Source organism: Paenibacillus sp. OK003 (assembly GCF_900109515.1).
Classification (GTDB): domain Bacteria; phylum Bacillota; class Bacilli; order Paenibacillales; family Paenibacillaceae; genus Paenibacillus; species Paenibacillus marchantiae.
Genome location: NZ_FOBD01000001.1, coordinates 349,590 through 376,530 on the forward strand (window position 1 = coordinate 349,590; position 26,941 = coordinate 376,530).

Below are 26,941 nucleotides of genomic sequence, written 5' to 3' on the forward strand. Positions count from 1 at the left end.
ATGACCAATCCCGCTTCGATTAATCCGTTAATGCTGTCTTTTCCCGAAAGTTTCGAAACACCACGTTTGACTATTCGTGCCCCGAGGTGGGGAGATGGAGCGGCAGTGAATGAGGCAATTCGTGAAAGTGCGGAGCAATTACGTTTGTGGCTACCTTTTGCCGAGAACATACCTTCACTGGAGGAATCGGAAGCAAATGCCCGCAAAGCCAGGCTGCAATTTCTGGAGCGTACCGACATGATGCTTCATTTACGTGACCGATTTACGGATGAATTCGTGGGCAGCAGCGGACTGCATCGAATCGACTGGAATGCACGTTGTTTCGAGATCGGTTACTGGATTAGAACTTCGCGTGCCGGTGAGGGTCTCATGACGGAAGCAGTCAGAGGCATTGAGCAGTTCGCAATATCTTATCTGGAGGCGAATCGGCTGGAAATCCGCTGTGATGCCCGCAATGTGCGAAGTGCCAAAGTGGCTGAACGCGCAGGCTATACGCTTGAAGGTGTACTGCGCAAGATGCGGCGTGACAGTACAGGTGTGCTAGTAGATATGATGGTGTATGCCAAAGTAAGAGGCGATGAGTTCGAATAGAATGTTTGAATTGAGATAAGAAATGAATCGGAAAATGATTTGAAAAAAAGAAAGAAAAAAAGAAAGAAACGGCTCCTGGAAGAACACGTTGTGTTGTTCTCCAGGGCCGTTTTTTGGTATGCAAATATTGGAGGTTGGGTGTAATACTTAATGGACTGCTGAATGAATTGGAGCAGATAAAAGAAATCGCCTTACCTCATTGGATTGGGAATGTTGACGTATAGCGGCGTCTCACCACGCTGATGGAACCGGCTGAGCAGATTGGCTTTGGCTGGTAAGGTCTCGGTGGTCAACAGATCACGAATGACCTCGTTGATGTGCGAGGACTCGGCTGTCTTTTTCCGAAGCTCCTCCAACGTATTTCTCACCACCCTCCAGTATGGCTGCTCCTGTTGACCAGTATAGTATGCCAGACGCTGCACCACATGACTGAGGTGATTGACAAAGAAATAATATTTCAATCGATGCCGTGATTCTTCCTCCGTATACAGGACAGGACTGTTGGCGTTGACTACCTGATCGATCCAACCTTGCTGTTCCGCTAAGGCTCGATTGACACTGATGCCCTCCAGATCCCTAACCACAAATGTAGCAGGCATGCCATTTTCAAGACGCAGCATGGAATTCTGTACATGAGCTTCCAGACTAATGCCTGTCTCGGCATACAGTTCCACAAGTGGAACCATGGACAACTCCAGATATTGACGAAGCCATTCATACCAGTCTGTCTGCACCCTCGCATCATGTACACGATCTGGCGACGAAGTTGATTGGAGACTTTCCCGGACAGCCCGGAACAACAGCGGTTCAGTTTCTCCGGGAAGCACCTCCATGAGAGAGGCCACAACATAAGGCGCCCCTGAAGCAGAGCGGCAAGACTCTGGTGCTTCACGCAGGATCATGGAGAATCCCGAGATGAGCGCATCCTGAGTAGACGAAGGTATCTCTGGAACCTTCAAGCTACGGTAGCCTTTTTCCAGCAAAATTTGAAATTTCTCTGACGTCCAGCGATCCTGAATCTGCTGTACTATTCTGGATGCATCAAGTGTGCGCAGCAACTGCTCTTCATTGTTCTCGCGAATAAAGTTTGTAATTCGAATATGAAGAGACAGCTTGTAGAAACAACCTTCCTTCGGATTCCAGACCGTGCGCACCGATGAGGTAGGATACACGGAAGGCCCGGTAGTGCCCAGATCAATCAAAGTACCTTGTTGTAATAAGGATTTTACAGGTTCAAGTGTCCGCAAATAGGCAGCCTGCCAAGGATGACAAGGGAGCAGGACATAACGTTTGCTTTCCAGAGAGAGGTGCTTCCAAGCGGCCTCGGCCATTTCTGCAGGAACCCATGGTGCTTCACTGCCATAGTCCACGGTATCCAGCCAATCCTCCAACACAAGTTCAGGTGCGACCGCAAAACAGCTGAGAGGAAAGCTAACTCCAAATTCAGGCGAATAGGCACGTGAATCCGAAGAACTGAAGCCCTCCAGACTTTTCGGCGTTGGATGAAATGGATGACCACATAGCAGCGCCTGTTCCAGATAGCGAAAGTCCAATGTTACAGGAGACCCTGCATTCAGGGCATGCTCCAGATAAGAGGTCATATGCTCCAAACTGTTGTAAACCATCTGCTCCAGCTCTCCCCGTTTCAACATTCGGGCTTCAGGATTGGGTTCTACAGATGATATTTCATCAAGCAACAGCGTCGTTATTTGTTCAAAAGAAACCTCTCTCCAACCATCGGGCTGTGCCTCGTCTGATTCTGCAATGTGAAACGTGTCGCCATAGACATGATGTCCGGCGGCGGAACGATGAAGCAGATTTCCATATATCCGCTGACCCGTACGTGGAAGCTCAATAACAAGCGAAAGGTCTGGCCGCGTGGCAATTCGAACATAAGGATCATGCTGCTCGGTTTCTCGAAGATAGGCGTTCATTATACGGCTTAGCATCTCCTGATGGGCAATTCCGCTCGGCGATACTAAAGAGGGATGAACAGTCTGCTGGAATGGATCGATGGTGACGTTATCCTTGGTCATGATTGATTATCATCCTTTCACAAATTATTGGAGTGGCAATTGTACGGGAGCTTTTGGCTCATGAACCGCTGGGCGGCGTACAGCAAGCGAAGCGGCAAGCATGACTGTCCCCATGACGAGAAATACAGCTGGAATTCCCCAGATACCTCCGATTAGAACCCCAATGGACGGACCGGCAATCTGACCAGCCATTAACATACTGTTGGTAGCTCCGATGCGCACGCCCCGATCCTGATCGGTGGAGGATTTCAGCACGTTGAGCATGACCGTCTGCAATAGGGCGCTGTAGAAGAATCCTTGCAGAAAACGTACAACCAGCAGCCAGGCCACCCCGAGTGGAAGCGTATGTGCAAGCAGGCACAAGCCGCATAACAAACCAGCCAGCCGGAGATTGCGTTCGGGTAAGTAACGATCGTTTCGCTTACCCCACCACGATGCGCCAACCAGTTCGCCAACCGATGACATCGCGAGCAGAACTCCGACCGTAAGCGCAGCTGCACCCGAGGAAGGGACGATTTCACGAATAAACGGGGTAAACATCGTAAACGTTGCGAAATCTGCAAGCTTGAAAATGATGCCTGCGATAACGAGTCTTCGGGCAATCGGATGTGTAATTAGAGAAACAAAGGCATGGTAAATTCCGCTCTTGTTTCTGTTTTTGCCATGATTGTTCAACATAGCGACCGAAGGCTGCTGCTGTTCCACAGGAGATACATGAGTATTGTTCTTGTTCGTATGCGTTCGATGCGTTGTTGCCCCCGTTAATACGATTGCGGCAAGCACAGCAAAGCTCAATGTCAACGAGGCCGTAATGAACAATAGCGGACGACTTCCCCATGTGTTTACACATATGCTTCCAAGCAGTGGTCCCACGAGCAGGCCTGCTGCCGATGCCCGCTCCAACTGTCCGAGCGCAGAACCCTGCTTTTGGTCAGGGGCATGGGTCCCCACGAACGCACTGCTCGCATCAGATATGCCACCGAAAGCCCCCTGGCAGAGACGGAACAAAAAGAATTGAAAGGGCGTCTGGGCAATGCCCATCAGAAACATGCTAAGGGCCAGTCCGACCAGCGCTCTGACAACCATCCATTTTCGACTCCAACGATCTCCGATCTTACCCCAAAAAGGGGTTAGCAGTGCGTAGGATAGAGCAGGTGCAGATACGGACAGACCTGTCCACATCAGCACTTCTTCCGGCGTTCCCGCGTTCAGATGCTCCATGTAGTACGGTATAAAAGGGCTGATTCCAGTCAGCCCGGCACTGGAAAGAAAGCGTCCACCCCACAAAATGCGGACGCTCTGTTTCCATGCCATTTGCGACATCATATGTCAACTTCACCACCTTGATTTTGGCAATTTGAAACCAATTGCTGATCAGATTATCAAGAATGATTCTCAATGTCAATCTTTAATTTTTCAAAAACTTTCCAAAAATTTTAGTGTTGACAGGAAAAAAAAGGATATGCATAATAGGCCCTGTGTCCAATTTTGAAAATGATAATCATTATCAATAAAGAGGTTTTGGACAACAATATGCCCAGAAAGCTGGTGTAAACACATGGAACAAAGTACCCTGCAAATCAAGGATCGCTCGCTTAAAGTTGCGGATTCCATTATCGATTGTATCGGTCAAACACCACTGGTTCGCTTGAATTCCCTGTTCGGATCTTCAGGAGCATCGGTGTATGCCAAGCTGGAAATGATGAACCCCGGAGGCAGCATGAAAGACCGACCTGCACGATACATTATCGAGCAGGGTCTGCGAGACGGAACGATCAAACCGGATACACATCTCATCGAGAGCACTTCAGGAAATCTGGGAATCGGTCTCGCATTAACCGCCAAACGATATGGCCTGAAATTCACCTGTGTGGTTGATCCAAAAATCACATCGACCAATCTGAGAATGATAACCTACCTCGGGGCACAGGTTGACATGGTGACTGAACCAGACGAACACGGAAGTTATTTGCAATCTCGTATTCGCAGGGTCAAGGAGTTAGCCAGTCAGGACCCGGCAGGTTACTGGATCAACCAGTATGCCAACCCTTTGAACTGGCAAGCTCACTATCATGGTGCAGGTCAGGAGATTGTGGAGCAAATGGATGGACAGATAGACGTACTAGTGTGTGCAGTGAGTACGACTGGAAGCATTCTGGGCATATCCCGCCGTGTGAAAGAGGCAAATCCGCATGCGCGGATCGTAGCCGTTGATGCAGTTGGTTCGATTATCTTTGGTACACCATCCCGTCAGCGTGAATTGCCGGGTATCGGCGCCAACCGTGTCCCTGAGTTATTCAGCCCGAACGAGATTGACCAAGTTATTCATGTGGATGATCGGGAATCCGTGCAGGGCTGCCAGAAGCTGCTGGAACGGGAAGGTATTTTTGCAGGGGGTTCGTCCGGATCACTGGTTGCTGCATTGGAAAAACTGGTTCCAACCCTGCGGCCTTCTGCCAAGGTGGTTACTGTCTTCGCAGATCGTGGAGAACGTTATCTGGACAGTGTGTATGACGAGCAATGGGTTAATCAATTACCGCCAAGCCAAACGATCAAGAGTATATAAAAAATTATCTCGGAGGAGAGATCAGATATGAGTACCGTTCAGGATCATAGCCTTTTGTATATGAGTAAACAGGATATTATAGATCTGGGAGGGCTGTATTCAGGGCCATATGTCAAAGCAGTAACCCGTGCACTGGAGCTTCATGCCAAGCGGGATATCGTGCAACCGTTGAAGCCTTATCTGCGGGTTAACGAGGAGAGCGGTCATATTGCCGATCGCATTATTGCGATGCCTGCGTATGTGGGTGGCGATGTAGCGATCAGTGGTCTCAAGTGGATTGGGAGCAAACATGATAATCCGGCCAAGCGTCATAAGGAACGTGCGAGCGCTCTTATTATCCTCAATGATCCGGAAAGCAACTATCCGGTGGCGGTGATGGAAGGCAGCGTGATCAGCGGGATGCGTACGGCGGCAGTTACAGCTATAGGGGCAAGGTATTTAGCCAGAGAAGGTTTCCGCACAGTGAGCGTGATTGGCTGCGGGGTGATCGCCAGAATGCAGATCACCTCGCTGCTTGAACAATTTGACTCCATTCGGACCATCCATTTGTATGACCTGAATGCCGATACGGCCCGCAAGCTTGCCGATGAAATTGGTTCGCGTTTTGATCAGGTTGAAGTACGGGTGGAAGATTCGTCAGAACAAGCGGTACGACAAGCGGAAGTACTCATAACGGCTACGGTAGCGTCATCGCCGCATATTCCGTATGAATGGATTGCCAAAGGTACCTTTGTCAGCAACATCTCGATTATGGATTTGCACAAGGATGTATTTACGCAGGCAGACAAAGTGGTCGTGGACGACTGGGATCAGTCCAACCGGGAGAAAAAGATTATTAATCAGCTGGTGCTGGAAGGAAAATTTTCCCGTGAGCAGCTTCACGCTGAACTCGGTGAGATCCTGATAGGGGCAAAGTCAGGACGAGAACATGAGGATGAGATTATTGTGCTGAACCCGATGGGGATGGCGATTGAGGATATTTCCAGTGCGGCAGAGATGTATGCAAGAGCCGTTGAACAAGGAAAGGGAACACGTTTATGGCTATAGAGCTGAAGACAGGACGTATGCCTCAGGTTGAAAGAGTTCGTGAGCACCTATTGGCACTGAAAGAACAGCAGACCGAACCGGTATGTGCCTACATCCGGGATGTAACAGCACTCGTCGCTCATGTGCATCAACGTGTACAATCCATGCCGGAATCTAGTCAGCTCTTCTATGCCATTAAAGCCAACTCGGAAGAAGAGGTGCTTCGAGCGCTGGCCCCTGTAGTTCATGGCTTTGAAGTGGCATCTTTGGGCGAGATCGTGAAGGTGAGACAAGTCTCAGCGGATATTCCGATTCTGTTTGGTGGACCAGGCAAGACAGAAGCAGAGCTTCGGGGAGCGATAGAGCATAAAGTGCAGCTTATTCATGTGGAAAGTATGCATGAGATAAACAAGCTGAACGAGATTGCGAGTCAAAATGACATTCGGGTATCCGTTTTGCTGCGGATTAACCTAAAAGGTCCAATGCCGCAGGCGACACTGGCGATGGGCGGTCGTCCGACCCAGTTCGGAATCGACGAGGTCATGCTGCCACAAGTCATGAACCAGCTCCGGCACTTGCCACATATTCAGGTGGAAGGGTTTCATTTTCACTCCCTTTCGAACAATCTAGATGCGGAGCAGCATGTGAAACTGATTGAGTATTACTGCACCATCGCGCGGGATTGGGCGAGGCAATATGGTTTCACGCTTCGGTATTTGAATGCCGGGGGTGGAATTGGTGTGAACTATGCGCATCTGGAGCAACAGTTCGACTGGAACACATTTGTGAATGGTATTGCACCGGTATTGCAAAAGGAACTGCCTTCGGAAACGACTTTGTTGTTCGAATGTGGGCGTTACCTTACGGCATCGAGCGGGTATTATGCAACCGAGGTGCTGGACGTTAAAGTCAACCACGGCAAAACATATGTCATCGTGCGTGGCGGTACACATCATTTTCGCCTACCCGTTTCTTGGCAGCACAGTCATCCGTTCGAGGTGATTGCGGTGGAGAACTGGACGCATCCGTATGACAGACCCGAGGTGAAGGAAACCGCTTTTACAGTGGCAGGCCAGCTATGTACTCCGAAAGATATTTTGGCAAGTGATATTACGTCAAGCAGGGTTCGGGCAGGAGACATTTTGCTGTTCCAATATGCGGGTGCTTATGGCTGGGCGATCTCGCATCATGACTTTTTGAGTCATCCACACCCGCAGCACATTTATTTGCATTAACACGTAAACGGTTTGAGGCAGTGCAATCATGGGAGGTGTCATATGAACGGTCTAACAGCAGCATTGGTAAGGTCCGATGAGTGGATCATGGTGCGGCGACGTATTTTCAGGCAATTGGTGGAGTCGTTTCTGTATGAGCAAATCTTGAATGAACCGGTGATCGGGCCTTATGCGGAGGCAGAGTATACACTGCGAGGGGAGACGGAGACAGGAGAGAAGGTGGAATACACCTTTTGGGCTGTACGAAAAGAGAGCTTTGACCGCATTCGGTTGTCAGATAAACCAATTATGCGGGTAACATCGAAAGATCGAGCGGAAGCGGATTCCATTCCTCGTTTTTTACTGGAGATGGCTGCGCATATTCCCACATCCGAAGCTCAGCTGGGGCAATTCATGGATGAGCTTCAGCAAACCCATCTGAAGGACACGCTGTCTGTGCGATGGCGTGTTGGTCAGCCCGAACCTCGGGTATCGGAATATGACGAGTGGGAATCTGCCCTGATTGAAGGGCATCCGTATCATCCTTGTTACAAATCCAGAGTTGGATTCACGCTCTCTGACAATGAAGCCTATGGACCGGAGTTCGGACCGGAATTCAAGCTGGTCTGGATTGCGATTAAACAGGATGCAGCCCAAATATCTATTTCGTCTTCACTGGACATGTATGCTGAGTTTATCCATAACGAGCTGGGGCAGGAGCTACAGACATTCAAGTTGATTTTGCAGGAAGTTATATCATCTGCGAACTTGAAATTGAACTCGGCTGCTGATGCCGAGGTGAAGTTGAATACGGATGGGGCTGCACGTGTGGATAAATATGTATTTGTTCCTGTGCATCCCTGGCAGTGGGAGCGAATCATATCGGTGGCGTGTGCGGAGCAACTCCGAACAGGGGAGTTTATATATCTGGGCCAAGCAGGTGACACGTACCGTCCCCAACAATCCATTCGAACATTGACGAATGTGAGTCATCGCGATAAACCGTATGTCAAACTGCCGCTGAATATGGTGAATACGTCATCCGGCCGAATTCTCGCACAGCACACGATCATGAATGCGGCTCGCATCTCGGACTGGCTTGGTCGTGTGGTGGCAGAGGATTCGTTTTTAAAGGATGAGCTTGGTCTGATTGTGCTGAAGGAGATTGCGGGGGTATCGTACCATCACCAGAAACTGCCCAATATGCTGGAGCAAAAAATATACGGATCACTCGGGGCTATCTGGCGGGAAAGTCTGCATCCGCGCTTAATGGCAGGAGAAGAGGCTTTGCCATTCAATGCGCTGTGTCATCTCGATCAGCAGGGCACTCCGGTCATTAAACCGTGGATAAACGAATATGGGCTGGATCGCTGGGCCCGGCAATTGCTGAATGTTGCGGTGGTACCGCTGATACATCTGCTGTACGTGCACGGAGCTGCGCTGGAATCACATGCGCAAAATATGATCATCGTGCTGAAAGAAGGATGGCCCAGCCGGATTGCGCTTAAGGATTTTCATGACGGTATCCGTTACTGCCCATCCATTTCTCACCCGTTTGGATACCCGGAAATTGAATATCCGCCTGCCAACCATCAGCGGGTGAATCGCAATTCGTTTGTGGAGAAGGAAGATCCTTCCGAGGTGAAAGACTTTATGTTGGACGCGTTACTTTTTATTAATCTGACCGAAGTGGCATTTTTCCTGGAGAAGCACTTTGACCTGAGCGAAAAGCAATGGTGGCGCATGGCGGCCGAAGTAATTTTGAATTACCAGGAGCGGTTCCCGGAGTTACAGGCGCGATTTGAACAGTTTGACGTTTTTGCACCCGAGATCGAAGTGGAACAGCTGACCAGACGGCGAATTCATGAAGGGCCGGGGGATTGTGTGCATCGGGTAAGTAATCCACTGCAAGTCTACAGGCCAGTTCGGCAGAATTAATCAGGAGGGGAGGAGAGCATGCGCATGGAAAGTACGAGAATATCTGAATATCAGAGCCATGATGAGGATCGGGAGAGGCAACCGTTTTGCAAAGAGGACTCCTTTAGCCATCCAGAAAATGTTGTTGCAAGTTCTAGACTTGGAGTGGAGAAGGAGCATTGGCAAAATCAACAAAGAAAACTGTACACCGCAGCGCTGTCTTCATACCACTATACCGATGCACGCAGACGCATATTCAGACAGTTGGTTGAATCCTTGATGTACGAAGGTGTTATGGAATATACCTCAAGGGAGGAGCAGGGGTTTAACGTTTGGGAAATGGAGGGTACAGGGCTGAATGGTGAACGGGTCATCTACGCATGCAAGGGAACAGGGCATCTTACCTTTGGTCGTTTGCGGTTGAACCATGAACCGATTACAAGACGTGTCTATGTGGATGAGACTTCGGCTTCGGAAAGTAACAGCATTCAAAAGGGAGAACCTATTCAGCCTGGAACTACAGTCGGCCAAGAAGCAGAGTCGATTTCTCTATTTTTGCTGGAAGTTGGACCAGCGATAGGCGCCGATGAAGGGAAGCTGCTACATTTTGTTAAAGAACTGGAGCAGACGCTGATCAATGATACACTGGCGCGATATGTACGGGCTGAGCGACAGACTGATCTACATGCTCTTCCCGATGAAGACTGGGAAAGTGGAATTATCGAGGGTCACCCATACCATCCAAGTTATAAATCCCGTATCGGCTTCCGAATTGAAGATCAGCTTGAATATGGCCCCGAGTTCGGCGGATGTATTAAACCGATATGGGTCGGAATTCATAAGCAAAACGCACGGATAAGTCATGGCACGAATGAACATGGACCGGCTACAAGGGAATGGCTTCAGGATCAACTTAGCGAACAAGTGTTGGAACGCTTCCTCACGGCACTACAGGAAATGGGTGCTGATCCGGCAGAGTATGTGATGATGCCAGTCCATCCGTGGCAATGGCGAACAACGATCAGTTCTGTTCTTGCAGAAGACATTCGTAACGGGAGCATCGTAACGCTTGGCAGCAGCGAAGACCGATATACTGCTCAACAGTCGATCCGCACGCTAGCTAACCGATCACGTCCCAATTCACCGTACTTGAAGCTGTCGCTGAGTATGATCAATACATCAACTGGCAGGGTGATCGCCCCACATACGGTTGAGAATGGACCTCGCATTACCGACTGGCTGCAGGGAATTAGCAAGCAAGATCCCTACTTGAGAGATGAGCTGCGAGTCATTCTTTTGGGAGAGATTGCTGGCGTTGCATACGACAATCATCAGATACCGGATGTTTTGAAGCCACTCTCGTATGGTGTGTTGTCCTGCATTTGGAGGGAAAGTGTATATTCCCGGCTGGAACTAGGTGAATCAGCGATTCCGTTTAATGCATTGTCTACACTGGACTATGCGGGGCGCCCGGTAATTGATCCTTGGGTGAAAAAGCTGGGTGCTGATGAATGGCTGTCCGAGCTGTTGCTGACTGCGGTACGACCGCTCATTCACTGGTTATTCGCTCATGGGATTGCGCTAGAGTCTCATGCACAGAATATGCTGCTCATTCACCGGGAAGGCAGACCCTCACGCGTTGCGCTGAAGGATTTTCACGATGGAATTCGATTTACAAGAGAGGCACTTGCCGATCCAAAGCTCTGTCCAGCGTTAGTGGAGGTGCCGGAATATCATCGTCGTGTGAACCGTAATTCATTCCTGGAGACGGAAGAACCGACAGAAGTTCGGGATTTCATACATGATGCCTTTTTCTTTATCAATCTTGGGGAACTGGCTTTGTTTATGCAGGAGCATTACCAGCTCAGAGAGCAGACCTTCTGGAACAGTGTTCGTAAGATCATTACCGACTATCAACAGCGTTTCCCTGAATTTCATGAACGGTACGAATTGTATTCCTTGTTTGATCCTGAGATCGGAGTAGAGCAATTGACGAAGCGGCGCTTGTTTCCAGATCATGAATTGCGTATTCATCAAGTTCCGAATCCACTGGAGCACACGATTGTGGATAAATATGGGTCTAATGAGGATGAATTAAAAAATAGTATATGAGATCAAAAGAATATTGCATGGACAGAAACTGGAATTGTGGGATATTGTTTTAATAATGATAATCATTATTGATTAGGTTTTTAAATAGGATCAGGGGGTTGGATGGGATGCAAGTAGAGAGAAAGAGGATTGGAATGAAATCATGGGTACATTTTGCTATGCTGGCGGTACTGATGCTGGTGCTAGCGGGTTGTGGAAATTCGGGATCGGGTGCAGCCAATGGTACTGCAGCGGAAACCGCTCCAACCGAACCAAAGCAAGAAGAAACCGTAGACAATACCGGAGATACACGTACCGTCAAAGATGCTTATGGTGAGGTTCAGGTTCCGGCAAATGCAAGTCGAATTGTGGTACTGGACATTGGGGCCTTGGATAATTTGCTCGAGTTGGGCATTAAACCTATAGGCGCACCTTCCATCCTGGCAGCAGGCGATCCGTATCCGGCTTATCTAAAAGGCACAGAAGGCATTGAGAATATCGGATCGGTGAATGAACCAAGCCTGGAGGCTATCGATGCACTGAAGCCGGACTTGATCATTGGTAATAAAGATACACATGATGCTATCCATGATCAGTTAAAACAAATCGCGCCTACGGTGTTTGTAGAAACACTCGGGGTTACCTGGAAAGAAAATCTGCAGCTTCATGCCGATGCTGTAAACAAGCTGGAAGATGGCAAGAAGCTGTTGGATACATATCAGCAGCGCATTGAGGAATTGAAATCTACGCTTGCAGGCAAAGATGCCAAGGAAGTATCGCTGTTCCGTCCCCGTGAAGACAAAATTCAGGTCTATCTGAAAGAAACATTTGCAGGTACGATTATGGAAGATTCCGGAATTATTCGTCCTGCAGCACAGCAGGATGCAGGCTTCTCCAAGGATATTACGGAAGAACAGATTGCTGATCTCGATGGTGACGTAGTCTTCTGGTTTAACCGTGAGCCGGATGCATTCGCCAAACTGGAGAAAAGTAAATTGTGGGCAACGTTGAAAGGAGTCCAAAACGAAGCTGTGCACCCGGTTGACTGGGAGTACTGGATGAGTGGCCTGGGCATTCAGGCTGTAAACAAGGTCGTGGATGACCTGAACACCTATGTAGCCAACTAAACGCAAAACATGCTGGACCTTTTCTAGCGGCAATGGATTGGGATTCAGCACTATCATTCGCAATTATGCTTCCAAGTGGTCATAGCTTAACTGTAAAATTGGGTCGTCGAATGTGACGATCCAATTTTTCTGATTTTTCTGCATATGTCTCGTGCCATGTTATATTCGTGCTCTATATTTGTTCTATATAATAGAAGGGAAAATTTTGACAGTTCGTTTTTTCAAGTGACTTATACAATATATTGAAGTACATAAATCACGCAGCATGCAGGTTGGAGGCGTAAAAAAATGAACACAAACACCAGGTTTAAAATCACTGGTTTAGCAACCATCATCGTGTTGACACTTCTTGCATTTCTATTCAGCATCATGTATGGCATCGTACAGATTCCATTGCGTTCCGTTGTGGCTGCGTTCTATGCCTTTGACGGATCGCGTGAACACCTGATCATTCAAACTGTGAGACTGCCAAGAGCGGTTATTGCCGCAGTGGTTGGCAGCTCACTGGCTGTGGCCGGGTGCCTGATGCAGGCGATTAGCCGCAATGCTCTGGCAGGCCCTGAACTGTTCGGTATTAATTATGGCGCGGCACTTACCGCGGTGCTTGCTTCCTTTTGGCTGGGAACGACGTCTCTGCAATTATTTGCATGGTCTGCGCTGTTGGGGGCGGCGGTTGCAGGTGTGCTGGTTTTCCTTCTTAGTTCCACGGGCAGACAACCCTTATCTTCCGTCAAGCTAGTTCTGGCAGGGGCTACATTAAATTTGTTATTTGCTTCATTGACACAAGGCATTCTTATCCTGAATGAGCAGTCCCTGGATACGATGCGTTTCTGGTTGGCGGGTTCATTAACAGGCAGAGATCTCGATCTGTTTATTCAAATTCTGCCTTATCTGATCATTGGCATCATCTGTGCGTTTGCATTAAGCAGTCAATTGAACATTTTTGGCTTAGGAGATGAAGTGGCTCAAGGATTAGGACAGCGAATGAAGATGATTAGGATCATCTGTATTATCTCGATTGTTCTGCTGGCTGGCAGTGCCGTGGCACTTGCCGGACCCATCGGGTTTATCGGGTTGGCCGTTCCGCATATTGCAAGATCAATAACAGGCAGTGATTATCGCTGGGTAGTTCCGTACTCTGCTGTTCTGGGGGCACTACTGCTGCTCACAGCAGATATTGGAGCGAGATTTGTGTTGCCTGGGCAGGAAATTCCTGTTGGGGTGGTTACAGCCTTCTTCGGTGCTCCTTTTCTCATCTATCTGGCCCAAAGAAAGGAGAGATCGATATGATTTCTTCTATTATAAAGAGACGTGCAATCACCCTTATTCTGATCCTGTTGTTATTGAATGTGGGGGTGCTTGTGCTTAATGTGATGTTGGGAGATCGCTCCATCCCTCCGGGAGAAGTATTGCGCAGCTTGATGGGCAGGGGAGATCAGGAATATCACTTCACCATTCATCAGTTAAGGCTGCCCCGGGTACTGACCGGTTTTCTGGTTGGATGCGGTCTGGCATTGGCGGGTACAATCCTACAGGTCATTACGAGGAATCCTCTGGCATCACCTGGCGTGATTGGGCTGAATTCGGGTGCGGCTGCGGCGGTGGTTGCCGTCATGGTGCTGGTTCCTACTTTTCCAATGCGGCATATGCCGTGGATTGCATTCATTGGAGCCTTTCTCGCGGCCGCGGTAATCTATGGATTGTCATGGAGAAAAGGAGAGGCGAGTTCCACGGTTCGCATGCTGCTGATTGGTGTGGGCATTTCTGCAATGGCAGGTGCGTTAATCACGTATTTGCTAACGGTGGGCAAAATATTCCGGGTCTCCCAGGCTTCCGTGTGGATGGCAGGTAGTCTATACGGACGAACGTGGGAACACTTTTGGCCTTTAATGCCGTGGCTGCTGATCCTGTTTCTTCTATTAATATGGATGTCCAGATGGCTGGATATGTTTCTGCTGGATGTCCAGTCGGCTGCTGGACTCGGTCTGCGGGTGGAGACGATGCGGGTGTTGCTTCTTCTGATGAGCGTAGGGCTCGCCGGGTCTGCGGTGTCGATGGCAGGAACGATTGGATTTGTCGGCTTAATGGCCCCTCACATGGCAAAACATCTGGCAGGCAGCCGGAGTCTGGTTCGCTTGCCGATTGCGGCGTTGCTTGGAGGACTGATCGTCATGCTCGCAGATCTCGCCGGACGGACATGGTTCGCTCCGTATGAGATTCCAGCCGGATTAATTACGGCGATGATCGGGGCTCCGTATATGATGTATTTGCTGTTACGACGCAGAGGGATATAATGAAGAAAAGGATTCAGAATGCAAGAAAGGCTGGTGCATTTTTTCATGCCATCATATGTGAACGAAGCCAATCTAATCTATCTTTTATCTTCAGTACGTAAACGAAAGTTTCCCATGACCCGACAAGCCAAACATGTTCGGGTTCCTGTATACATATTATGCTTTATTACAGAGGGCGAAGGGGTTGTTGTACTGGATGGTGCGTTACAGAAGGTTCGTCCTCTCCAGTTATATTTGCTTGTACCCGGCATGATTGTGGAATTCCCGGAACAAGGTAGTACGTTCGAATATTATGGTGTATGGTTTGAACCGATTCGGCTAACCAAGACCAGAGGTAGATATGAAGCATTGCCTTCCCTATCCTTATCCGGTGCACTCTCACCAGGGCATATTCCCGTGCATCATCCACAACAGATCCTCCAACAGATCGTGCAGTTATATCATCACAGTCGGCAAGAACGAAATCGGGATTCATTGAATTTGAGAATTCAGTTAGAGCAATTGATCCAGAATATTATGAAGAATGAACCGGAACAGCCGGATACCGTAATGGATGAACGGGTTGAACGGAGCATCCTTTATATGGAGCAGCACTATACGGACAAAGTAAGCATTGAACAGCTGGCTGAAGCAGCAGGTGGCATGCCGCCGGTTGCTTTTTCACGGTTGTTCCGAAGTGAAACAGGTCTGCCACCAGTCGAGTACCTGAGCAATGTGCGCATGACCCATGCGAAACAGATGCTGAATACAAAGAACAGTCGAGTGAAGGAAGTGGCAGCTGCAGTCGGGTTTCGAAGTGAATTTTACTTTAGTCGCATGTTTCAGCGCATGGTGGGTGTATCCCCTACATTATATATGAAGCGAGGCAAGTTAAAGGTGGCTGTAGCATCCTCACTCGGATTCGAAGACCATCTGAAATCAGTTGGAATCGAGCCGGTCTGTGTGGTGGATTTATTCCAGTATCCAGGTCAGAGCAATGAGCAGTATGCGGAACAATTGCACAGCCAACTGCTGGAATTGGAGCAGTCCAATCCGGATATGATCATCGCCGATCATTATCATACAGAGTTCAGAGAGCAGTTTAAACAAACGGCTGCGCCTGTATTTCTGGATTTCTCTGTGTGGGACTGGAAAGGAAACTTTGAGAAAATTGCCGAGTTGGTGAACCGGGAACGTGAGGCTGCGGAGATGCTGACTCGTCTGGATGTGCAAACTGAGACAACAGGCCAGACATTGCGCCGTATACTGGGGCAGGAACGGATGACCATCATGCAAGTGAGCCACCGGACGATTGGCATTCAGGGCAGGGTGAATCATCCGCTCAATGAATTGGTATACGGCGAGCTTGGTCTGCGCCCGGGTAATCAGGCTCCAGCAGAACTGTGGCGTATGGAGCTGCAACCGGAGGCCATGCCTGTATTGGAGACGGAACATTTGTTAATTCATCATCATCATATTCTCGCCGGTAGTGACAAAATGTATGACCAGTTGACCAGAACGGCAGCATGGCCCCAGATTCCGGCGGTGAAGGATGGAAAAGTTAAGCGCATTCCCAATTGGTTTGTGATGAGCTGGACTCCACTGGGGAGACAACGAATCATGAATGAATTGATGGCAGCCGTGGGTGAACATCAACAGCGATAAACAGTACTGAACGGGTAGCGTTACAACAGGGATCGTACTGCAATAGGTAGTCTACTCATGTTAGGGAGAGTGAAGAATGAGACGTATTGGGCAAGGACGAACGGCTGAGATTTATGAGTACCCATCAAATCAGATTATGAAATTATACCATGCGGATTTTCCAGCCGAAGCCGTCCAGAATGAGTTTCGAATTACCCAGGCAGTATTCCAAAAGGGCTTACCTGTTCCACAAGCAATGTTGTATATGGATGATGTAATGCGTAAAGGGATTATATTTGAACGGATTGAAGGCAACACGATGTTATCCCTTATGATTCAGGAACCCTCGCTGATCGAAGAACTATCGCGTCAAATGGCAGACTCTCATCATAGCCTTCACGCCCAGCAGGATGATGAAGGAGCACTCCCCACACAAAAGCAGATTCTTACTGGGGCCATTCAAAATACCTCTCTATTGTCGGAAGAAGATAAGGTGCAGGTTATCAATTATATGTCGTCTCTTCCAGAGCGAAAGCAAATTTGTCATGGCGACTTTCATCCCGATAATGTCATGTTAAATGAAACGAGAGATCAATATTGGGTTATAGACTGGATGACAGGCATGTCTGGTGATCCAGCGGGTGATGTGGCACGAAGCTGGGTAATATTAATGAGCGGCACGTTGCCGGAGGATACAGACCTGGCTGTTCATAAGGGATTTGAATTGGCTCGCAATGTAATGCTGGATCATTATATCGGACATTACATCCAGATTTCCGGGATATCTCGCCAGGAGCTGGATGCCTGGATTTTGCCTGTCGCGGCTGCACGTCTAGACGAGAGGTTACCTGCAGTGGAAGCGGAACAGTTAATCAAGCTTGTGCAGGATCGTATTCGTCTGCTGAAATGACATATCTAGCTTAACTAACAAGGATAACGAGGTGAAGAAAGCCATGCTGAACGCATTCAAGGTCATACAATCTTACAAATCAGGCCATCTCCCGGAGGTAGAGCAGCCTCTTTGGTTGCAGCTGCTGGCAGCGGCAGAGCAGCCGAATATTAACCTGGAACGCATTCATTCCATAGCTGAGCTGGAAGGCACGAATCCGGTGCTGGATTACGTAGAACGCACACTCCAGGTGCTGGAGCAGCTTCAGGTTTCTTTTTGGATGCGAGAAATTCTGGAGGATGTGCTGGTCTGGTCGGAAACAGCAAAGGCAGGATCACCGAAACAGCGGCGCAAATGGCAGAAACAGGGGGTTAACCTGTTCGTGCACAATGTGGGTTCAGCACAGGTATATGACATGTACGGAAGTATTGGACATTTGCATGGCGAGCAAGGACATCGTGAGGAGAAACATTCATCTCGATTGGAATCCCCGAGTGATTTATCAAATGATGATCGAAGTGGTAGTACACAAATTGTGCAAACAGCATATGGTTCACTCCCACCTCGGTATGAGATCATTCGTACCCTTATTGCCACACACGGACTTATTGGTCAGTACATAAGAGGAGAAATCCCCTTTGAAGAAAATGCCCCACTGCACTCGTTCATAACGCAAGGGTGGCTGACCGCAGATGAATTGCAGGCCATCCTGATCGCATTAAATGAATGCATCATTGCTGGCGTTGACCCATCGCTTTGGAATCAAGTTCAGGCTGAAGTGCAGTGTATCGTAGGCTGGATCATTACAGAGCCGGATCATACGGACTGGAATGTGAAGGAGCGGCTGTCACGCTTACGGAGCTCATCTATACGTCAGGGAGAAGCGATGGATGAAGCGTATGCGAAACTTCAAGCTCAGCTTGAGATAGAGAAACTTCTCGCTCCTCTGGCTCATCGGACCTTATGGTATGTGGAGTCAGCGATGCACGATTTTTCGTTGCAGGAGATGGTTAAGATTTTCCTTTTGACGCTGCGCAGTGAAGCTAGAGTGGGCTCGAATTCGACTTCGCAGGAGCAACAATGTGATGTGGTAAGGCATATCAGCTTCGAACCTTTAATGAACACGATGTATTACGATTACAAAGGTGTCAAGAAACTGAATATTTACAAGAAACGAATGATTGAAAAGTATTTGGAGCAATATTCGTGGGAGCAGATTGAAGCAGGTGAGACGATTACTTACCCCCATCTGACACATCGGATTGAGCGGCACCCGGATTTGCGGGATACGGTATTTGTGACATTTGAATTTTCCCCGGCGGCCGAGAAGCTAATTGCATTTTGTATTGAAGCAGAAAAGTCTCCGTTATACGAAAAGGCTGTGCTGTTGTTATTTGACCTGTTTGGATTGCGTCGGGATGCGTATGATCGGTTCCATAATGAAGAGACGTATCTGGCCGACATGAACAGCTCAGGTGATTACAAAAAAGTACTGCTGGATTATATGGTTGGCAAACGTGTGCTCGATATCGGTCCAGGCGGCGGAATATTGCTCGATCTGATTGAACAGGAACGACCTGAGATGGAACCAATCGGCATTGATATTTCAGCGAATGTCATTGAGGCGTTGGAGCGCAAAAAGCAGCGGGAGGCACATCGCTGGCAAGTATTGAAGGGGGATGCTCTCCAACTGGATCAATACGTGCAGTCAGGCACGGTGGATACGGTTATTTTTTCATCCATTCTGCATGAACTGTATTCGTATATTGAACGTGACGGACGAAGCTTTAACAGCGATACGGTCGTTGCTGCGCTGAGAAGTTCATTTAACGTGTTGTCACCTGGGGGGCGGATTCTGATTAGGGATGGTATCATGACTGAACCCGAAGCGCAGAAGCGTCGAATTCGTTTCCTCGAACCGGATGGGATGCGATGGCTGGAGCGGTATGCGCAGGATTTCCAGGGACGCAGCATTGAATTTGAGCAGATCTCTGAGGACGAGGCGGTGCTGGATATTAACGATGCTATGGAATTTCTGTACACCTATACATGGGGCGAAGAAGCATATGTCCATGAGATTCAGGAGCAATTTGGCATATTTACCCCATCGGCATATGAACACTGTATTCGCGAAGCGCTGGGTGAGCAAGCCGAGATTATTACATTCAGGCACTTTCTTCAGGAAGGATATACGGAGGCGCTTGGAGAACGAATACTATTTATGGATGAACAGGGTCAACCTGCACCTTTGCCAGACAGCACTTGCCTAATTGTGATTGAGAAGAAGAAAGGAATGGCGGACAGATGACGAATGAAGCCAACACGGCTTTATATTTTGTAAGGCACGCGGAATCTGAATATATGGAAGGGCAGGAACGTGAGCGAGGTCTGACGGAACAAGGAAAAAGGGATGCGGCGACCGTCGCGGGTTTGCTCCACCGGGAGCAGATACAATCGTTTTATTCCAGCCCGTATAGACGGGCCGTGGATACGATTCAGGGGTTGGCCGAAGTGTCAGGTGGCATTGTGGTCACCGAAGAGGATTTGCGTGAGCGTAAGCTGTCAGATCCTGAAGTGAAGCATGAACATTTTCGGGAAGCCAAACAAAGGCTCTATGATGATCCTGCGTTTGCTTATTCAGGTGGAGAATCCGGCGAAGTCGCTGGGGCGCGGGCAATCGCTGTTATACAGCGTATCCTGGATAGGCATCCGGGACAAAAAATAGTGATTGGCACCCATGGGGACATCATGACCCTGATTTTCAATTATTATGATCCGTCCTATGGTTATGACTTCTGGGCAAACACAACGATGCCGGACATCTACAAACTGGAGTTTGATCGTGATGGTAGGTTGGTTCAGGTAACACGATTGTGGGAAGAGCAGGTGTAGTTTCTCTAGGTAACACGTTCTAACGACGTTAGGAGGCGATGATACTGAACCTCAAGTTGGTAGAGTCCTTTATGGAGCAACAAATCCGTTTTAATGACAATAAAAGTTTATTTTATAATGGAGGCAAGTCTGCATTAGGGCCATCTCCGCGAACGTTGTGCTGGCTATTGGAATATCGCGCTCAAGTGTCAAAAGCATTAGAACGTATTTTTACAGATGGATTATTGAATCATTTTACAATTAAACTAGCAGAGCAAGGAGTCCGCCATTTTATCCAGGTGAACCAGTTTATGCAGTTTACGAGCAATGACAAGTTGCAATTGGCAGAATTATATAAAGATCAATTTATGCGGATCTGGTCTCTTTTGCAGAATGAGAGGGCAGAGGAAGAGGTATTACACCAATTTTTCCAGAAGCATTATCAACAGTTAAGAACATTTCTAATACAGACCAATGGCGAGGAATTGTTTAAAAAATATACAATTGATCCACTTCTGTTCTGGGTGCCTTGTGAGGAGTATTCGGCGGATCTGCAGGTATCCTGGCTCGGCTTGGATATAGAGCACCTGCATCCGCCGGTGCTTGATCTTGGCTGCGGCCCGCAGGCCAATTTGGTCCAATTTTTACGTGGAAAAAAGATAGAAGCTTATGGGATGGACAGACAGGTGGAGGAATCGGAAGAGCGGCTGTTTTTGCGACGCATGGGCTGGATGGAAGCTTCATTTGAACAAGAACAGTGGGGGACAATAATATCCCATTTGGCATTTTCCAACCATTTTACACATCATCATCTCAAGGCAGATGGCGAACCAGAAGCATACGCTCAGAAATATATGGAGCTGTTAAGAGCGCTAAAACCAGGTGGTTCCTTCTTCTATGCGCCGAGTGTTCCTTTCATAGAGTCATTCGTAGATCAACTTCCCCAGTACTTTGTATGTCGAACCTGGATCACACCAACACAGCAAATGACGCGAATTACGCGGCTGGATTAGATGAAGAAGGGGAGAGTCGAATGAAAATCACGTTTATGCCTAATACGTACACTGTTGAAGAGCTGAAAGTCCCTGAATTGCACGATCGAACGTACTGCATATTTGATCTAGAGGGCACAGGGATTAATCCGGCTGAGGAGAGTGTGACTCAATTTGGTGCGATGTATTACAAAAAAGGAGAATCATTAGATTCATCGTTCACTTCACTTGTACTTGCGTCTAAACCGATTCCAGAAGCGGTCGCGAAGTTAACGGGCATTTCAAATGAGGATATGATCCAGGCTCCCTCGTTCGCAGAAGCATACCACGCTTTCCTGGCATTCATCGGGGATAAGGTATTAGTCACGCAAGCGGGGTATGAGTATGATTTACCCATTTTGAAACGACATTGTGATATGAATGGGCTGCCGATGTTTACCAATCCGGTGTTGGATACAAAAGCGATGTTTACATATATTCATCCTGAAATCTCCGAGGTCATCTCGACCGATTTCCTGATCCAGTATTATGACCTGAATACAGACGGAATTCACAGGCACAATGCCTTGGCCGATTGTGGTGTGATTGCTCGTATATTTGAACATGTCCTGAATGAATATCAGGCTCTTGCATTGGAACATTTTACTGCGGATAGGGAACGTGAGATGAAGCGTTTTGTGATTCCTGCGATGTATTTAACAGCACCGATCGGAGAAGGGAAGCCAGATGAGTAGAGTGGAGGCGGATAAATTGCTGGCTGATATGAATGAAGGGCGGATTCTTAGTCAGCAGACGTTCGAAGGACTGGATGTGGAAGCCTATCTGGATCAACGGGATGCTTCCGAATTTGCCGATGAGTGGATGCAGGCATTTGAACGGTTTGCTCAGTCTGACGTCGTGGAAGAAGAGGTGCTTCGTGCATGCAGGGAACTGGCTTTCAAACGAACGATTGCTCTTGCGGGCGATCCTGAACTGGCCGGATATGTCAGTGATGATATTGGATTGATCGGCGCTGCTCTGTTACAGGACGAAATGCAGGATTCCTTTGTTATTCAATTACTTGAACGTTATCAGCAAGGTACATTGCCCCTGCGTTAAGCAGGGGTGGCGGTTGTACATTCTTTTCGTTTGTATAAAAAAATAGCTTCGAATGTGTATTGTGAGTTTTGCACAGCATAAGGTACAATTCATCTAAGCATTGAGTGAGAATGATAATCATTATTTATAAAACATGTTCTCACCGATACAACAACAGATTACATAGGGGTGAAGGGTATCATGGTAAGGTTCAGTAAAGGCTTCAAAGGGTTGACGATCATACTGCTACTCATGGTTGTAGTTATATCGGGCTGTAGTGCAAATTCTGAGTCAAAAGCAGAACAGGCTCCTGCATCTGGGACCGCAGTATCGGATGGCAGTACATCTGAAACAACAGAAAAAGAAGCTGAGACACGTGTCGTTCAGGATGAATTCGGTGATGTGACGATCCCGGTGCATCCGCAGCGGATTGCTGGTATCTATGTGGAAGATTATCTCAAGGCTCTCGATATCACACCTGTAGTACAGTGGTATAATCCGATGTGGGGAGTGCAGGAATATCTGGATCTGGATGTGCCTCAATTTGATACTACAGGAAGCATTGAGGCTTTGTTGCAATATGATCCGGATCTCATCATTGTGGATGGCGGAGTGGACATGGAGAAATATGAGATGTATTCCAAGGTGGCACCGACGTATCGCCTGCCTGAAGATATTCTACAGGATTCCAATAAAATTTTAACGACCATTGCGGATGTTGTCGGTAAACCGGACAAGGGTAAAGAAGTTGTTGCGGCATTTGAAGCCAAGATTGCAGACGCTAAGGCGAAGCTTCAGGAAACCGTTGGGGATGAGACCGTAGCGGTTGTCCGACTGAATATCAGCAATAATACATTGGCATTGTTCGGTGTGAAAAATCGATTTACCGGATTTATTTATTCGGAGCTTGGTCTAACACCTCATCCTCTGGTCGCCAAGATGGAAGAATATCAGGAAATTCTGTCCGAAGAGGCTTTTCCAGAGCTTGATGCGGATCATATTATTGTATTTCCATCCAATGGAGAGTGGTCATCTCCAGAGAACAAGGAAGCATTGAAGGTGCTGGATAGCAAGTTGTGGAAATCTCTCCCGGCAGTCAAAAACAACCATGTGTACATGATGGAAAGATCGTATTGGCAATCAGGTGCGATTACGGCAAACACAATGAAGATTGATGATCTCTTGCAAAAAATGACGCCATAAGCCTTTTCCATAAGAAAGTTCTTCCCTCAGGGTTGAAGAGCTTTCTTTTTTCGTTTACACTGTTGTAAATGATAACAATTCTCAATTAAGGAAGATGAATATGTGTCCCACGATAACACAACTGATTCCCAAGCCCTGGCTGTGCATACTTCAGCATATGAAATACATGGATTATAGCCAACTCGACATTTCCAACCGGCAGAGATATAACATGACATCATCACACGCTCTTTTCGTAGTGACGGGAGGGCATGGCTCAATAGACTCTTTGGACAATAGGGACACTCGCCTGGAAAAAGGGATGATTATGTTTGTTCCGGCTGGACGTACCATTGTGATAGAAGGCTCTAGTGAGTTGCAATATTACAGACTTGAACTGATGGTAGCTGAGGTGAAAGAAGATACGGCCAGTAGGTTGAGTATAAAAGACGAAACGGCGCAGCAAGGGCTTCCAGTCTTGATTTCAGATCCAGATCGGTTGCCTCTTATTGAGCTGAATTATAGTCCATGGAGTTCCTGTCTGAAATCGTTAGAACAGATATCGCGTGGGCAGACTGCTCATGATTGGCTGGATCAATGGGAGATGCAACTGCGTTTCCAGGAGTGGTTCCGAGGGCTGCTTCGGCAAAATGATCCCGAGATTGAATCGCCGGATGACCGTGCCCGGCTTCAAAGCTCGATTCGTTATATTCGCGAACACTACGATCAGCCCATAACAGTTGACGATCTGGCAGCAGAGATCCGGCTTACCAGATCCAGTTATACCCGACAATTCAAGGAGATCACAGGCAAGCTTCCGCTTGATTATGTAAATGCTGTACGATTGGAGCATTCCAAACTGCTGTTGCAGATGACCGATGATCGCTTGCATGATATTGCACAGAATGTGGGATTTAATAACGAGTATTATTTCGGCCGCCGATTCAAGCAATATGCAGGTGTTTCACCAGGGGTATATCGGCGCCATTACCGTCAAGAAGTACGTGTGTTTGCACCGTATCTAGAGGATTTTGTACTGGCTCTTGGAATAAAACCCGTGTTGCAGTGCTCCCATCGCTCATGGGGCAGGCAGCATTATTTGGGAATGGAAGATATCCCTGAATTCGATGTTACTCGGATGGATGCAGGTTTTAATGAAACGAATGTGCCTGAATTTATTATGTTGAACGACGGGTATAAACGCTGGAATCTGGATCGGTTTGAGCAAGTAGCCCCGACGTTTTATATGGAGCACGAGGGTGAGGACTGGCGTTCCATTTTGAAATCCACAGCGGATGTGCTGGGGAAGGTAAGTCGGGTGCAGGATGTAATAGGTGATTATGAGGAAAAGGCGCAGGAAGCCAAGAAACGTTTGACACGTCATATGCGTGGCCAAACCGTCGCTTTTTTGCGTATTTCTGCATCGGAAATTACACTCTATGGAAATCAATACGGTTATGTAGGACCTGTGCTGTATCAGGATCTCGGATTAACCCCGCATGTTCGTGTTCAGCAATGGGCGAGTCAAAGTAGAAGAATCGGTATTGGACTTGAGCAGCTATGTCAGCTTGAGGCAGATCATCTCTTTATCACATTTGATAATATGGATTCTGCCTACCCCGGAGAGGAACGGAAGCTCCTGGATAGAGAGGAGTGGAAACTACTTCCTGCCGTGAAAAGTGGTCACGTATATGAGGTGGATTTTATGACCTGGATGAATTATGGTGTTATATCCCATGGCAAGAAGATCGATGATATATTGCGATTTATGGCCTGAATGAGACAACACGTGAGGACTAAATCCTGCCGACTCTTCCGGTTGGACCAAACAAGCCGGGAGTCCCGGCTTGTGCATCTGTTTACAAACAGTATTCCAATCATAGAGGGGAGACCTGAGATGATTCGCTGTAAGCCTAATTAGAGCGTTTCAACCAATTTCTGAATCTTTGATTGGGAAATTAAATATAAAGGACCCATTATTTCTATTTTGCCGTTCTTTACACGTATAGCGCTCTCCTGTTCTGCTGCGTAAACATCAATCTCTTCAGACAAGGGGAACAGGTAGCCTTGAACAAACGTGGCGTAGTCGCGTTGAGAATGAGATTCATAGGCAAAATGATCAAAGCCAATACCATCATAAATAGTACTTGTTTCAACTTCATCAGTGTTATTCAAGCTTAACCATTTTGCAGCCATGTTTAACGCACCGGCGCTGGCACCCATTATAACGGCATTGCTGTTCTTAATAACATCCGATAATTCATAATCCGCCAAAAAATCGTTCTGCAAAACAGGATATCCACCGCATAAAAAAATGACAGAAGCGTTTTGAATTAATCGCCGCGCATCTTCCTTCTGCATGCGGTAATCAATGAAATGATTTTCATCAAAAACAATATTAGCCTGATTCAACCATGTCCATTCAGAAACATCATCAAAGTTAACTTGCTCACCTGTATAACCAGACGGATCAGCACTAATCATAACAAGCGATTTTCTGTCTTGTATATCCTCATGCAAACAATGGACTAGCTTCTCTGGCAAAAAATGATTAAACCAACTGAGATAGTAGTGAGTTTTCAAACTTAATTACCTCCATATGTACTATTTACATTCATCCAATCTTAACGACAAAACGTATTTATCCAAATCAGTCTGACTCATTTTACGACTCATTAAGGTTATCAAGGTTGAACCAATGCGCAACAAGTTGTGAAACCAGCCACGTATGTAGGCAAAATTTGCATATGAGCAAAATAATATATAGGGGAAAAGCCTGTTCACTACTGAACGGGCTTTTTGGTGTGGTACTACCTCAGGTGATCCAGGAGATTTAGTTTTTCTCCATAACAGCAAAGTAATTGTTTTCATCATCTGCAAAGTTGAATACTCTTCCACCAGGCATCGTTACAATCTCGCCAACCGTAACTTGTTTATTGGATAAGTGAGTGTAAAGTTGATCCAGGTTATCTGTGAAAAGCATAAGAGATGGTGTGCCAAGGTTTAATTCAGGGGACATTTTGGCAACGAATTCTTTGTCGTGCAGGATAATGGTGGTTTGAGCATCCTTCACAGGAGCAATCTCGATCCAGCGCATTCCATTCCCATTGACTTCGTTAACGATATGGAAACCTGCTTTTTCTGTCCAAAATTGAAGAGCCTTATCCTGATCATTTACATACAACATAATTTGTCCGACTTGAGTAAACATTGATTTACACTCCTTATATACGTAGTTGATCATGGTTGAAGCAGGTATGCCTTTGGATGTAGCTTTTTAGTTTGAGTCAAGCTTTATATTACCATATATGAGCACCTGTCATACAACTTCAATTCAAGCACAAAAAGAGGAAGCATATGTCCTTGACTGCCGCATTGCGACATACCATTAGATAAAGGACAATTCGAGCGACCGAATTGCCTTTTAAGCACAGCCATGTAATGG

At 47.4% G+C, this 26,941-nt stretch carries 22 protein-coding genes; 18 read left to right on the forward strand and 4 right to left on the reverse strand.

Annotated features, from left to right (window positions below; all coding sequences use genetic code 11):
* Nucleotides 1-591: a GNAT family N-acetyltransferase gene (locus BMW94_RS01705; protein ID WP_175480545.1), complete on the forward strand. Its 591-nt coding sequence runs from the start codon at nt 1-3 to the stop codon at nt 589-591.
* A gap of 191 nt (nt 592-782) precedes the next feature.
* Here the strand turns inward: BMW94_RS01705 and BMW94_RS01710 are convergent, their stop codons facing one another.
* Together BMW94_RS01710 and BMW94_RS01715 are read right to left on the reverse strand one after the other, a co-directional pair.
* On the reverse strand, nt 783-2,627 hold the full coding sequence (locus BMW94_RS01710; RefSeq protein ID WP_090993841.1) for an IucA/IucC family protein: 1,845 nt from the start codon (nt 2,625-2,627) through the stop codon (nt 783-785).
* Nucleotides 2,628-2,651: 24 nt separating this feature from the next.
* The gene (locus BMW94_RS01715; RefSeq protein WP_090993842.1) at nt 2,652-3,953 is read right to left on the reverse strand and encodes an MFS transporter; all 1,302 of its coding nucleotides are present in this window, start codon (nt 3,951-3,953) and stop codon (nt 2,652-2,654) included.
* Nucleotides 3,954-4,185: 232 nt separating this feature from the next.
* Here BMW94_RS01715 and sbnA point away from each other — a divergent pair, with 232 nt between their 5' ends.
* From sbnA to BMW94_RS01800, 17 genes are all read left to right on the forward strand, one after another.
* Nucleotides 4,186-5,193, forward strand: a complete 1,008-nt coding sequence (sbnA, locus tag BMW94_RS01720; protein ID WP_090993844.1) for a 2,3-diaminopropionate biosynthesis protein SbnA — start codon at nt 4,186-4,188, stop codon at nt 5,191-5,193.
* A gap of 27 nt (nt 5,194-5,220) precedes the next feature.
* Nucleotides 5,221-6,240: a 2,3-diaminopropionate biosynthesis protein SbnB gene (gene sbnB, locus BMW94_RS01725; RefSeq protein WP_090993846.1), complete on the forward strand. Its 1,020-nt coding sequence runs from the start codon at nt 5,221-5,223 to the stop codon at nt 6,238-6,240.
* The gene (locus BMW94_RS01730; RefSeq protein ID WP_175480546.1) at nt 6,231-7,454 is read left to right on the forward strand and encodes a type III PLP-dependent enzyme; all 1,224 of its coding nucleotides are present in this window, start codon (nt 6,231-6,233) and stop codon (nt 7,452-7,454) included. The genes sbnB and BMW94_RS01730 overlap by 10 nt, the downstream gene beginning before the upstream one ends.
* Before the next feature lie 42 nt (nt 7,455-7,496).
* Entirely contained in the window at nt 7,497-9,371 is a 1,875-nt protein-coding gene (locus BMW94_RS01735) for an IucA/IucC family protein (RefSeq protein WP_090993848.1), read from the forward strand.
* Between the two features lie 24 nt (nt 9,372-9,395).
* Nucleotides 9,396-11,462, forward strand: coding sequence for an IucA/IucC family protein (locus tag BMW94_RS01740; RefSeq protein WP_175480547.1), 2,067 nt, complete (start codon nt 9,396-9,398; stop codon nt 11,460-11,462).
* Nucleotides 11,463-11,596: 134 nt separating this feature from the next.
* Nucleotides 11,597-12,568 (forward strand): ABC transporter substrate-binding protein, encoded by a 972-nt coding sequence (locus BMW94_RS01745; RefSeq protein ID WP_175480548.1) that lies wholly within the window; start codon nt 11,597-11,599, stop codon nt 12,566-12,568.
* A gap of 288 nt (nt 12,569-12,856) precedes the next feature.
* A complete protein-coding gene (locus BMW94_RS01750; RefSeq protein ID WP_090993854.1) occupies nt 12,857-13,858 on the forward strand; it encodes a FecCD family ABC transporter permease in 1,002 nt (333 codons plus the stop codon).
* Nucleotides 13,855-14,862 carry a FecCD family ABC transporter permease gene (locus BMW94_RS01755; protein WP_090993856.1) on the forward strand — a complete coding sequence of 336 codons (1,008 nt, stop codon included), beginning with the start codon at nt 13,855-13,857 and terminating at the stop codon, nt 14,860-14,862. The genes BMW94_RS01750 and BMW94_RS01755 overlap by 4 nt, the downstream gene beginning before the upstream one ends.
* Before the next feature lie 45 nt (nt 14,863-14,907).
* The gene (locus BMW94_RS01760; RefSeq protein ID WP_175480549.1) at nt 14,908-16,506 is read left to right on the forward strand and encodes a helix-turn-helix domain-containing protein; all 1,599 of its coding nucleotides are present in this window, start codon (nt 14,908-14,910) and stop codon (nt 16,504-16,506) included.
* A 76-nt stretch (nt 16,507-16,582) separates the two neighbouring features.
* Nucleotides 16,583-17,395: a phosphotransferase family protein gene (locus tag BMW94_RS01765; RefSeq protein ID WP_090993860.1), complete on the forward strand. Its 813-nt coding sequence runs from the start codon at nt 16,583-16,585 to the stop codon at nt 17,393-17,395.
* Nucleotides 17,396-17,438: 43 nt separating this feature from the next.
* Entirely contained in the window at nt 17,439-19,682 is a 2,244-nt protein-coding gene (locus tag BMW94_RS01770) for a class I SAM-dependent methyltransferase (protein WP_090993862.1), read from the forward strand.
* The gene (locus BMW94_RS01775) at nt 19,679-20,266 is read left to right on the forward strand and encodes a histidine phosphatase family protein (protein ID WP_090993865.1); all 588 of its coding nucleotides are present in this window, start codon (nt 19,679-19,681) and stop codon (nt 20,264-20,266) included. Before BMW94_RS01770 ends, BMW94_RS01775 begins: the two co-directional genes overlap by 4 nt.
* Before the next feature lie 38 nt (nt 20,267-20,304).
* A complete protein-coding gene (locus tag BMW94_RS01780) occupies nt 20,305-21,258 on the forward strand; it encodes a class I SAM-dependent methyltransferase (RefSeq protein WP_090993867.1) in 954 nt (317 codons plus the stop codon).
* Between the two features lie 20 nt (nt 21,259-21,278).
* Nucleotides 21,279-21,971 (forward strand): 3'-5' exonuclease, encoded by a 693-nt coding sequence (locus tag BMW94_RS01785; RefSeq protein ID WP_175480550.1) that lies wholly within the window; start codon nt 21,279-21,281, stop codon nt 21,969-21,971.
* The gene (locus tag BMW94_RS01790) at nt 21,964-22,335 is read left to right on the forward strand and encodes a hypothetical protein (RefSeq protein ID WP_090993871.1); all 372 of its coding nucleotides are present in this window, start codon (nt 21,964-21,966) and stop codon (nt 22,333-22,335) included. The genes BMW94_RS01785 and BMW94_RS01790 overlap by 8 nt, the downstream gene beginning before the upstream one ends.
* Before the next feature lie 180 nt (nt 22,336-22,515).
* Nucleotides 22,516-23,517: an ABC transporter substrate-binding protein gene (locus tag BMW94_RS01795; protein ID WP_090993873.1), complete on the forward strand. Its 1,002-nt coding sequence runs from the start codon at nt 22,516-22,518 to the stop codon at nt 23,515-23,517.
* A gap of 211 nt (nt 23,518-23,728) precedes the next feature.
* Entirely contained in the window at nt 23,729-25,273 is a 1,545-nt protein-coding gene (locus tag BMW94_RS01800; RefSeq protein ID WP_254790072.1) for an AraC family transcriptional regulator, read from the forward strand.
* Nucleotides 25,274-25,413: 140 nt separating this feature from the next.
* Here BMW94_RS01800 and BMW94_RS01805 read toward each other — a convergent pair whose 3' ends face one another.
* Both BMW94_RS01805 and BMW94_RS01810 read right to left on the reverse strand, forming a co-directional pair.
* Nucleotides 25,414-26,079, reverse strand: coding sequence for a type 1 glutamine amidotransferase family protein (locus BMW94_RS01805; protein WP_090993875.1), 666 nt, complete (start codon nt 26,077-26,079; stop codon nt 25,414-25,416).
* Nucleotides 26,080-26,329: 250 nt separating this feature from the next.
* Entirely contained in the window at nt 26,330-26,707 is a 378-nt protein-coding gene (locus BMW94_RS01810; protein WP_053779906.1) for a VOC family protein, read from the reverse strand.
* Between the last annotated feature and the right edge of the window lie 234 nt (nt 26,708-26,941).